This window comes from Acinetobacter sp. ANC 3882 (assembly GCF_022549545.1).
Taxonomy (GTDB): domain Bacteria; phylum Pseudomonadota; class Gammaproteobacteria; order Pseudomonadales; family Moraxellaceae; genus Acinetobacter.
In genome coordinates this window covers 434,836-447,128 of record NZ_JAKZGB010000002.1, presented here as the reverse complement: position 1 = coordinate 447,128, position 12,293 = coordinate 434,836, and the positions used below count along the sequence as shown (strand labels likewise).

Here is a 12,293-nt window from a genome sequence, read left to right as displayed (position 1 = left end):
GCTCCTTATTCTCTCATTTGAGCACCAATATAAGTCTGTCTTAATTTCATGATATAGTGAAAATACGACAATAGATGCGTATTTTCAGGCAATTCTCATGTTATGAAAAAATCGGCACACAGAATTCAAGATTTTCAGGCAATCCCGACCTATAACGATATTCCAGCACCCTTATGGCTGCAGATTCGTGATGCACCCGCTGAGACCTTCTACCCACAACACGCGCACGCTTGGGGAGAATTTATCTACGCTTTTGATGGTGTGTTAGAGGTGAATATTGATCAAATTCATTATTTAACCCCACCACCCTATGGGATCTGGCTGCCACCACATTTACAACACAGCGGTATCAATCGTAACGAGGTCACTCATTGCACTTTGTACGTGCATGAGTCGCTGTGTCAAAACATGCCTCAACAGGCTGGTATCTTATTGTCTGCCCCATTGGTTTCTGCGTTGCTCGAACATATCCGTAAATATCCCTTTTCTGAACAGGATCCAGAGTATTTACGCTTGCTTCAAGTGTTACTCGACTCACTCACCCATGCTGAGCTTGTTGGGAGTTATTTACCCACAACACAACATCCTGCACTGGCCAAAATATTGACCCATTTACATGAATTTCCTGCCGATAACAGTACTTTGGAAGAACTGGCACAAATGATCAATATGACTGAACGAACCCTCGCTCGTTATAGCCAAAAAGAGCTCGGAATGTCATTGCATGAATGGCGGCAGCGTTTAAAAGTGATGAAAGCGATGTCGATGCTAAATCAAGGTAAAACCATTGAAAATATTGCTTTGGACTTAGGTTATGCCAGCTCTTCGGCTTTTATTTATATGTTTAAACGCTGGATGCAATTTACCCCTGACCAATTTCGAAAACTGTATCAAGGCAGTTAACATGTGACTGAGTTTGTATTTGGGCGAGAACAAAATTACATTTGTTGAGATATAAAAAATGGCGCTGATTGCAAAACCAGCGCCATCGTATTTCAACTTATGCTTTTACAAAAGTATCCCAATCGTATTCGCCAGACTGAGTAATCAATTTCATGGTCAATTGATCATTGGCACGTAAAGCACCAACACCTGCCGGGGTACCCGTCATGATCACATCACCAGCTTCCAAACTAAACGATTTGTTAATCTCAACAAGCAATGATCCAATATCAAAAATCATATCTTTGCTAAAACCGTGCTGACGTTCAACCCCATTGATATTTAAAATCAGTTCAAGCTCTTGCAGATCGCCAATTTCGTCCGCTTCAATCCAGTCGGCCAGAATACATGCACCATCAAATGCCTTGGCACGTTCCCACGGCTCGCCTTTGGATTTTAAATCACTCTGCAAATCACGTAGGGTCAAATCCAGACCTAAGGTTACTGCACCAATTGCCTCTAATACTTTGGATGGATCTGTTTCTTGTGATAAAGGATGTGCAATTTGCAAACAGATTTCGCATTCATAGTGACACTCACCTAATGCTTGATTCCAGCTTACCCCTTGTGTCAAAGAACCAAGACTGCTGGGTGGTTTGATAAACAGCAACGCGCGATCAGGAATGGCATTCCCCAACTCTTTCGCATGTTCAGCATAATTTCGACCCACACAAACAATTTTTGAAGGACGTGTACTCATGAAAACTCCTTGTTCTTTCAACCGTCAATAAATTTACTTTTTAAAACTATTTTCAAACTTGCTTTGATCTGCAGAATTGCTAAATGCTCGTTTAGGTACAATGACGACAGTATGGCTTTTAAGCTCTAACATATAGGTCAGCTTTCCAATAGCAAAAGATTGTACTTCTGCATACTGTGCTGTTTGCTTTTTACCTGCGGCATAAAGTTCAAAATGATCTTGATAAAGATCAATCCCTTGTTCGCTTTTACCAAATTGATAACGTACAAATTGACGTTTAAACAACATAGGCAAAAACCAGTAACGCATTAGGCCCTGCATAATCAGGAAAAAAGCGCCGAGTGCAACGTAATAACGCCCCACTCCAGAAAACCCTAAATAAACACCCCACAAGATAATCGCAATACTAATCACGGGGGTTAAAAAGCGACTAAACGTTTTTTTGCCGAACGTGACCAAAGCAAAACCATCTTGAGATTCTTCTAGATTAAGATAATAGCGTACAGATACCGTTGGAGGTTGTTCAGACATTTTTAGATTTCTAACATTTGAAAAAAACTGATCTATTAGAACATAAATGATTCAACGGGCAATCACATTTCTGGTGATTTAATACAAAATTTAAATGATATCGCCGTTTCATTTCTATGCTTATTTATCTTTCCTCTCATTCAACCATTTCATTTTATAAATCAATATTCTGTCAGAATTTTTCAAATACCCTTTTATTTAATTTAAATCCTGTTGCGCTATAGAACTAATAAAAAGTAAATATCTAAACCGCCTCGAACGAAAGAATATTTCCCTAGGTTTTACACAATGCGACTATTTTTTATGCACAAAAAAACTTATTAATAAGCGGTGTTGATCAAGGTCTTCAATACACTCAATGCAATCACGGATTAAAAATCAAAGGAATGTGATGTCTTATTTGAATCGTCTCTTGTGTCTCTGCATTTTTGTGGCAGTGGCACAAAATAGTACTGCACAAATCCTGTCATGGAATGACAATATTCCGAGTGCCTTACAGCCCTTTCAGAACAACCCACAACTCTTGGCCAGTTATGCCCAAAACAATATTTTCATCTATGGGCATCCTGCCACAAAAACCTCGATCCCAACGCAAAAAAGTAACCCCCAACCCACTGCCAGTTTTAATTCAGCAGCAATCATTGTTCCAGTCAATGCCCAGCAAGTGGCCAAAACACTGACTGATTTCAGTCAATATGTGGGTCTATTTCCCACACTCAAGTCTGCCAAGCCACTTGAACAATCAGGCAACATTGTACAAATGAAGTATCGGGTTTCCATTCCGACCCCCATTCCAGTTCTCAATTTCAATGAAGATGTCACCTTACAGCACCAAATTAAATCCAATAGCATTGCCAGTTTGGTCATCGATGCCCCCATTCCTTATGGGGCAGGCAAATTTGAGTGGTTTGCACTGGATGAACATCGGACCTTAATCACCCTGACTCAATGGGGCGATTTAAACCAGCCTAAAGGTTTTATTTTTAAGAAAATTCTCAATGCAATTCCAGAAGCAAAACTGGGCATCCCAAGTGGGAGTAATGCTTTTATTCTAGAAGCCTTAAGAAATCGTTTTATTAAGCCTAATATGGCTCCACTCAATGCAGGACAAATTCCTAATCCTCAGTTGAGTACGGCTCAACTCACAAAAATTAGCCAACTGATTCAAACCGCTCAACAACCTGTCAGTATTATTCATGCGCCGACCAGTATGCTTTATACGCATGGGCGGGAACCCATGCGCTTTACCACGACCTATCAGTTTTATAAACAAACACCGCAGCAATTACAAAAATGGCTGACACCCTTGGCTTATCAAGAGCTATTTCCCCGACAGATCAAAAAGGTAATCACCACACCAATCCAAAATCAGGCACAAGATGCAGATATTCAGGTCAATGTGGGCCTTGGCGTTATCAATATCCCTTTTGCATTTAAACTGCGTTTTAACTATCCACAAAGTATTGAAAATAATTTTTATGCCAATGGTGGTGATTTACGTTTTATTAAAGGCCAAATGCGATTTACGAGTTTAGATCAAGGGACTTTATTTAAAATGACCAGTGCGATGAAAATCGATGAGAAAGCTCCTTTCCTATTAAGAGCCATGCGCAGCTTGCCTTATCATGATGTATTGCCCGCTGTGGGTGGCAATGCTGTTTTTGTACAAAAAATCAAAGCAAAAACTTGAGACACAAAAAAACCGCAATTAAGCGGTTTCTTTTTTCAAATTGGTGCGCTCAGAGAGATTCGAACTCCCGACCCCTTAGTTCGTAGCCAAGTGCTCTATCCAGCTGAGCTATGAGCGCATATTTGATGGAGGGCATTATACGCACTTTTCCCCAAATGATAAGACCTTTTTCACAAGATCACGCTCAACTGGCTATAGATTCGGCATTATTTGGTTTTTTAATGTGTATTGACTAACATTTCATCCAATTTTCTCGGCCCAAACTGTACATCCATATTCCCTCTTTCAGGCCAAGTCTGAAGACAATTTCTCTGCAAAAACAGCAATAATTATTATTAAAATTCAAATAAATATTATTTTTAGAAAGTTTTAATTCAAATCTAAACTTTGTATTTTTTATTAACAATCTACTTTTTTATAATATCTTTTTGATTTTAACCATTTATCTTTAAACCCCGATATAGCCTCCTGTTTTATTTCACTTTTATATTTCTTTAAAAATATGATACACACTACATTATTGACATCAAATAGAAAACTAATAAATACTAATAAACAGATTATGAGACAGGAGTCACATAATTATTAAACTTAAATAAAACAAAACTCCAATAATTATAGGTATATCGATATGTTATTTAAAAATATTTTATCACCCATTAAAAGTATTCTGTCTCTTTCTAGCAATAGCCAAGGATCCTCCTCTTCGGTTAATACTGTAGTACCCACTGTACAAAATACAGTAATCGAAGACAGCAGTACCACAACCAATACAAACAATGGTACGAATACGAGTCATGGCGGTTTGCTTAACGACATAGCGGCAGGTAATGGTAGTCACAACTACGGTCCAGGATTAGGTAACGCAAACGATTTTAGCTTTACCCCCTCTTTCACAGCAGCATTTCAACCCTTCAGCAATTCATTTTCATGGCTAGGCACCACTGCGCCTATTACGACAGCCAATACAACACCAACAACATCAACAACTCAAATCCACGATAATGATATTGTGAATAATAGTAATACAGGTACCCAAGCTGGCAATGGCAATGCTGGTGGCTTACTTAATGGTATCGCGGCAGGCAATGGCGAACATAATTATGGCGTTGGAAATGGCAATGCCGATGATGCCAGCCTAACAGTGCCATGGACAACACCAGTTCAAGCAATAAGCAATTCAATCGCTGCCGTTGGTGATACTGATGTCAACGCGGTGAATACATCACCCACAACATCTTCAACTCAGATTCAAGATAATGATACAACCAACAACAGTAATACTGGCATAGGTGCTGCTGGAAATGGCAGTGCTGGTGGTCTATTAAATGGTATTGGCGCTGGTAACGGTGAACAAAATTATGGAATTGGTAATGGCAATGGTGACGATGCTGGTATCACCACACCTGTTACGGCGCCATTCCAAGCAATAGGCAACTCAGCGGCAGCGATTGGTGGTGGTCATGTCAATGGACTTAATAGCACGTCAACAACAAATAGCAGTGTAATTGATGATAATGATACGACCAACAACAGCAATAATGGCGTTGGTGTCGCTGGTACTGGCAATGGTGTAGGTGCTGGTTTACTTAACGGTATTGGTGCAGGAAATGGTGAACATAACTATGGTATTGGCAATGGTAACGGTGACGATGCAAGCGTAACAGTGCCTTGGACCACACCTGTGCAAGCCGTGGGTAATTCAGTTGCAGGCATTGGCGGCGGTGATGTGGATTCAGTGAATACCTCAACAACCAGTACCTCCAGTACGATCCATGACAATGACACCATAAATAATAGCAATAATGGTACGGGCCTCACGGGTACTGGCAATGGTCTTGGTGGCTGGGGCAACGGTCCGGCGGCAGGCAACGGGCAACAAAACTATGGTATCGGCAATGGCAATGGTGATGATGCAAGCGTTACAACACCAATCACGGTGCCATTCCAAACCATCGGTAATTCCGTCGCAGGGATTGGTGGTGGTGATGTAACTTCTGCCAATAATACGTCAACGAGTTCAAATACAAATATTCAAGATAATGACACGACCAACAACAGTAACAACGGTATCGGCGCAGCAGGCAATGGCAATAATGGCGGCTTACTCAATGGCGTTTCTGCTGGCAATGGTGAACATAACTACGGTATTGGTAATGGCAATGGTGAAGATGTTGATATCACCACACCATGGACCACACCAGTACAGGCTGTCGGTAACTCAATTTCAGGGATTGGTGGAGGTGACGTAGATTCAGTCAATACCTCAACAACAATATCGACCACCAATATTCAGGACAATGACACCACAAATAATAGTAATAACTCAGCTACGAATGTCATTGGTAATGGTCTTGGTGGTTTAGCAAATGGCCCTGCTGCTGGCAATGGCGAACAGAACTACGGTATTGGTAATGGTAACGGTGATGATGCCAGCTTCACTGCACCCGTCACTGCACCATTTCAGGCAATTGGCAATTCAGTTTCAGGTATAGGCACACACGATGTCGATTCCGTGAACAACGTTTCGACCAGTTCAAGTACAGCAATTCAAGACAATGACACAACCAACAACAGCAACAATGGTGTTGGGTCAGCGACCAATGGTAATGAGGGTGGTTTACTGAACGGTGTATCTGGAGGGAATGATGAAAATAACTTCGGTATCGGCAATGGCAATGGTGACGATGCAGATATCACCACACCATGGACCACACCTGTACAAGCTGTAGGTAATTCAGTCTCCGCAATTGGCGGTGGTGATGTGAATTCTGTCAACACTGCAGCAACGACATCGACCACACATATTCAAGACAATGACACAACCAACAATAGCAATCATGCGACTGGTGTAGCTGGCAATGGTTTTGGTGGTATCGCCAACGGTCCAGCAGAAGGCAATGGTGAACAAAACTATGGTATCGGCAATGGTAATGGCGACGATGCAAGCGTCACCATCCCTGTGACCTCACCTTTCCAAGGCCTAGGCAACTCAGTCTCAGCAATTGGTGGTGGTGATGTTAACTCAGTGAACACCGCCCCAACCAATGCCTCTACGGTGATTGAAGATAACGATACCACCAATAATGGCAACAGCGGTGTTGGTGCAACAGGCAATGGGAGTACTGGTGGCTTACTCAATGGTGTTTCCGCAGGCAATGATGAACACAACTATGGTATCGGTAACGGCAATGGCGATGATGCAAGTGTCACGACACCCATTACTACACCTGTCCAAGTTCTTGGTAACTCAGTTGCGGGCGTTGGCGGTGATGTAGACTCCGTCAATACAGCGCCAACCAACACATCAAATATTGTTTATGACAACGATACAACCAACAATAGCAACAATGGCATTGGTACAAATGCAGGTAATGGCCTTGGTGGTTTAGCGAATGGTCCTGCAGCAGGTAATGGTGAACAGAACTATGGTATTGGCAATGGTAACGGTGATGATGTTGATATCACAGCCCCATGGACAACACCTGTTCATGTCTTAGGTAATTCAGCCGGTGTTATCGGCGGTGGCGATGTTAGTTCTGTCAATAATGGTTCTACCAACACGCTTAACTATGTACAAGACAATGACACAACCAACAATAGTAATAACGGTACGGGTGTAACTGGTGCAACAGGCAATGGTGCAGATGGCTTACTCAATGGTGTAAGTGCTGGTAATGGTGAGCATAATTACGGTATTGGGAATGGCAATGGCGACGATGCAGATTGGACATCTCCAGTCACAACGCCAATCAATTTCATGGGTAACAACATTTCTGGACTTGATAATGACTCTAATTCTAATGCTCTAGGCAATACCTCAACCAATACCGCGACAACCAATACAACCAATATCGTCTCAGACAATGACAACATCAACCATAGCAATAATGGTACAGGTGCTGGTAGTGGTACTGGTACTGGTAACGGGGTGGGTGGTTTACTCAGTGGTGTTGGTGCAGGCAATGGTGAGCAAAACTATGGCATTGGGAATGGCAATGGTGATGATGTTGATGTCGTTACCCCTGTCACCACTCCGATCAATGGTCTAGGTAATGAGTTTTCCTTCGTTGGTGATGCCAATAATGCATCCCACAATAATGCAGCAACCACAACAACCAATACGGTGCTAGATAACGACACCACCAACAACAGCAATAACGGTACAAGTGTCGGTGGTACTACAGGTAACGGTGTTGGCGGCGGTATCGGCAATGGCATTGGTGCAGGCAATGGTGAACATAACTACGGTATCGGCAATGGTAACGGTGATGATGCAAGTGTCACCATGCCAGTGACAGCACCAGTCAATGGTTTAGGCAATTCCTGGACATTCTTTGGTGATACAACCAATACTTCTGTCAATAATGGTTCAACCACAACAACCAACAACCTTCAGGACAATGACACCACCAACAATAGCAATAACGGTACACTTGTAGGTGGTAGTGCAGGTAATGGTGTTGGCGGTGGTATCGGCAATGGCATTGGCTCTGGCAATGGCGACCATAATTTTGGTATTGGTAATGGTATTGGCGGTGATGCCAATGTGGTGGCGCCAATCACCAGCCCTGTTAATTTCTCAGGTAACGCGGGCTCTATTTTTGGTAATGCAACCTCAAACTCAATCAACAACTCCTCTACAACAGCCAATAACAATTTCCAAGACAACGATACGATAAACAATAGTAATAACGGTGGCGTAGGAACTGGCTCTGGTAGTGATCTTGGAGGAATTCTGAATGGTATTGCCGCAGGCAATGGTGAACACAACTACGGTATCGGCAATGGTATTGCAGATGATTCGAGTATCGTAATCCCAATTACCACACCATTAAATGCATCAGGCAATGCCTTCTCAATTTTTGGTGATGCAACCTCAAACTCAGTCAACAACTCTTCAACAACGACCAACAATAATGTTCAAGACAACGATACAACCAATAACAGCAATAGCGGCGGTAATGCTACGAATGGCGCAGGTGGTATCGGCAATGGCATCGCTTCAGGCAATGGTGAACATAACTACGGTATCGGCAACGGGATTGCAGATGATGCAAGTATCATTATCCCGATCACAACGCCTGTAAATGCATCAGGGAATGCTTTCTCGATCTTTGGCAATGCAACCTCGAATTCAACCAATAACTCATCTACGACAACCACGAATAATTTCCAAGACAATGACACCACCAATAATAGTAATAGCGGCGGCACGGGTGTTGGTTCTGGCGGTGGTATTGGTAATGGTATCGCTTCAGGCAATGGTGAACATAACTATGGTATCGGCAATGGTATTGCAGATGATGCAAACTTTGTTGCCCCAATTGCGATCCCAATTAACTTCTCAGGTAATGCAATTTCCTTATTTGGTACAGCAACTTCAACCTCAACCAATAATGCAACAACGACCACACATAATAACTTCCAAGATAATGACACTGAAAATAATGGTTCTGTCGGCAATGGCTCTGGTGGTATCGGCAACGGTATTGGTGCAGGTAATGGCGACCAAAACTATGGTATCGGCAATGGCGTTGGAGATGGTACCAACATGGTGACTCCAATTACTATCCCGATCAACTTCTCTGGCAATGCAATCTCTGTACTCGATTTAAATAGCATATCGCATGGTGATCTGGTTACACCTGTCACTAATCTTGTCACTGTTGTGACAGGTGATGCTGATAGCACGGGTGTCTTGGGTACTGTCACAGGCGCAGTCGGTGGTGTGACTGCTAGCGTAGACGGCATTATTAGTGGAGATTACAACCCGATCGATGTGGTCACTGGCATTGTTGGTGGTGTTCTCAGTGGTGAAGGTGGTAGTCCTCTCGATCTAGTCACAAGTGTTGTTGGCGGCGTACTTGGTGGTGAAGGAGGCAACCCTCTCGACATCATTACTGGAACCATTGGCGGTGTAATTGGTGGCGACGGCGGTCCTCTTGGCGCAGTCACTGGAATTATCGGTGGTATCACAGGTGGAATTGGCGGTGGTGATGGTGGCCCTCTGGGCGCAGTCACTGGAATCATCGGTGGCATTACTGGCGGCATCGGTGGTGGTGACGGTGGGCCTCTTGGCGCAGTCACTGGAATCATCGGTGGCATTACTGGCGGTATCGGTGGTGGTGATGGTGGCCCTCTTGGTGCAGTCACTGGAATCATCGGTGGCATTACTGGTGGAATTGGCGGTGGTGATGACGGCCCTCTTGGCGCAGTTACTGGCATCATTGGTGGCATCACTGGCGGCATCGGTGGTGGTGACGGTGGTCCTCTTGGTGCAGTCACTGGCATCATCGGTGGCATCACTGGTGGAATTGGCGGTGGTGACGGCGGCCCTCTTGGCGCAGTAACCGATATTATCGGTGGTATCACTGGTGGAATTGGCGGTGGTGATGGCGGTCCTCTTGGTGCAGTCACTGGCATCATCGGTGGAATCACTGGCGGTATCGGTGGTGGTGATGGTGGCCCTCTTGGCGCAGTCACTGGCATCATCGGTGGCATCACTGGCGGCATCGGCGGTGGTGATGGCGGCCCTCTGGGTGCAGTCACAGGTATCATTGGTGGCATTACGGGCGGTATTGGCGGTGATGATGGCGGCCCTCTTGGCGCAGTCACTGGCATCATCGGTGGCATTACTGGTGGAATCGGCGGTGGTGATGGCGGCCCTCTAGGTGCAGTTACTGGAATTATCGGTGGCATTACTGATGGCATCGGTGGCGGTGATGGCGGCCCTCTAGGTGCAGTCACTGGAATCATCGGTGGCATCACTGGTGGAATTGGCGGTGGTGATGGCGGTCCTCTTGGTGCGGTCACTGGCATCATTGGTGGCATCACTGGCGGTATCGGCGGTGGTGACGGTGGTCCTCTTGGTGCAGTTACTGGAATTATCGGTGGCATCACTGGCGGTATCGGCGGTGGTGATGGCGGTCCTCTTGGCGCAGTAACCGACATTATCGGTGGCATCACTGGCGGTATCGGCGGTGGTGACGGTGGTCCTCTGGGTGTAGTAACTGACATTATCGGCGGCATTACTGACGGTATCGGTGGTGGTGATGGCGGCCCTCTTGGCGCAGTAACCGACATTATCGGTGGCATTACTGGTGGAATTGGCGGTGGCGACGGTGGTCCTCTGGGTGCAGTAACCGACATTATCGGCGGCATTACTGGTGGAATTGGCGGTGGTGATGGCGGCCCTCTTGGCGCAGTCACTGGCATCATCGGTGGCATCACTGGCGGTATTGGCGGTGGTGACGGCGGCCCTCTTGGTGCAGTCACTGGAATCATCGGTGGCATTACTGGCGGAATTGGCGGTGGTGACGGTGGGCCTCTTGGCGCAGTCACTGGAATCATTGGTGGCATCACTGGTGGAATTGGCGGTGGTGACGGCGGCCCTCTGGGTGCAGTCACTGGCATCATCGGTGGCATCACTGGCGGTATCGGTGGTGGTGATGGCGGCCCTCTTGGCTCAATAACCGACATTCTCGGAGGTATTACGGGTGGCATCGGTGGTGGTGACGTAATTTCTGGCGTTGCTCAACCCATCCAAATCGTTGTTGGAAGCAGCAACCTAACACTCGACCTATTACAAGATAATATGAGTAATATCTTCAGTAGTGGCAATGTGTTTGAAGGACTAACCAGCCTTGTTCATGTGAATAATGACAATGGCGGTAATAGTGTAGATAGCATCTTGAATGCCATCACAGGCACGGTTTCTTCTAGTACTTCTGGCATCGCAGTCGGAGAGCCTAATCCAAATGGTGGAAGCATTACAGATCTCATCTCAGTTTCTTCACCATTAACGAATCTGACAGATCATCTATTCGGATCACTTCATCATTTCTAAGATTTTAAAATCAGAAAAGCCACTCTAAGTGGTGGCTTTTCTCTAGATGATTTAGAGCAAAGACGAATCTATTGATTTCAAATTGAGATAAAAGATTCTCGCCTATTAGTAAGTTTTTTTTAATAACAAGCAAACATGAACATAAAATACGCTAAAACCACTTAATGTTTTATTTTCAAAAATCAGCACAAAAATCCTAATCAGTTGATATAAAATAACTTTATACAAAAAAGACTCCATAGAAATATTTGCTTTCAAACCAGTAACAAATCTTATAAATTTATTTTTCTCTACCCGATGATAACGCGCATATGGCGACTCAATTATTATTTAATTATCTGATATAAAAGATTAATTTATTATTTTTCTGATTAAGATGAAAACCCTATATTAATACAAGTGTAAATTTATTCAAAAAAAAATCTAAGGAAATACCTTTTTATTCAATAATTTAAATCTAAATTTAACAATAAATTATGATGGTTTATACAATTGACAAAATAATTGCCACATATAACACTAAAAAAGATTAATGTGACTTTAATCACAAAAAAATCATAGCAATTAATAACTACATCAAA

At 43.9% G+C, this 12,293-nt stretch carries 5 protein-coding genes and 1 tRNA gene; 3 read left to right on the top strand and 3 right to left on the bottom strand.

The window, feature by feature from the left end; all coding sequences use genetic code 11:
- Positions 1–102 precede the first annotated feature (102 nt).
- The gene (locus tag MMO42_RS07260; RefSeq protein WP_005297066.1) at positions 103–903 is read left to right on the top strand and encodes a helix-turn-helix transcriptional regulator; all 801 of its coding nucleotides are present in this window, start codon (positions 103–105) and stop codon (positions 901–903) included.
- Between the two features lie 97 nt (positions 904–1,000).
- Here MMO42_RS07260 and MMO42_RS07255 read toward each other — a convergent pair whose 3' ends face one another.
- A complete protein-coding gene (locus MMO42_RS07255) occupies positions 1,001–1,642 on the bottom strand; it encodes a fumarylacetoacetate hydrolase family protein (protein WP_241319870.1) in 642 nt (213 codons plus the stop codon).
- A 33-nt stretch (positions 1,643–1,675) separates the two neighbouring features.
- Positions 1,676–2,173 (bottom strand): YcxB family protein, encoded by a 498-nt coding sequence (locus MMO42_RS07250; protein WP_241319869.1) that lies wholly within the window; start codon positions 2,171–2,173, stop codon positions 1,676–1,678.
- Between the two features lie 391 nt (positions 2,174–2,564).
- Between MMO42_RS07250 and MMO42_RS07245 the strand changes: the two genes are divergently transcribed.
- Positions 2,565–3,863, top strand: a complete 1,299-nt coding sequence (locus MMO42_RS07245; RefSeq protein ID WP_241319868.1) for an SRPBCC family protein — start codon at positions 2,565–2,567, stop codon at positions 3,861–3,863.
- A 41-nt stretch (positions 3,864–3,904) separates the two neighbouring features.
- Here MMO42_RS07245 and MMO42_RS07240 read toward each other — a convergent pair.
- A tRNA-Arg gene (locus MMO42_RS07240) sits at positions 3,905–3,981 on the bottom strand.
- Between the two features lie 1,836 nt (positions 3,982–5,817).
- Here MMO42_RS07240 and MMO42_RS07235 point away from each other — a divergent pair.
- Positions 5,818–11,712: a hypothetical protein gene (locus MMO42_RS07235; protein ID WP_347005707.1), complete on the top strand. Its 5,895-nt coding sequence runs from the start codon at positions 5,818–5,820 to the stop codon at positions 11,710–11,712.
- Positions 11,713–12,293: the final 581 nt, after the last annotated feature.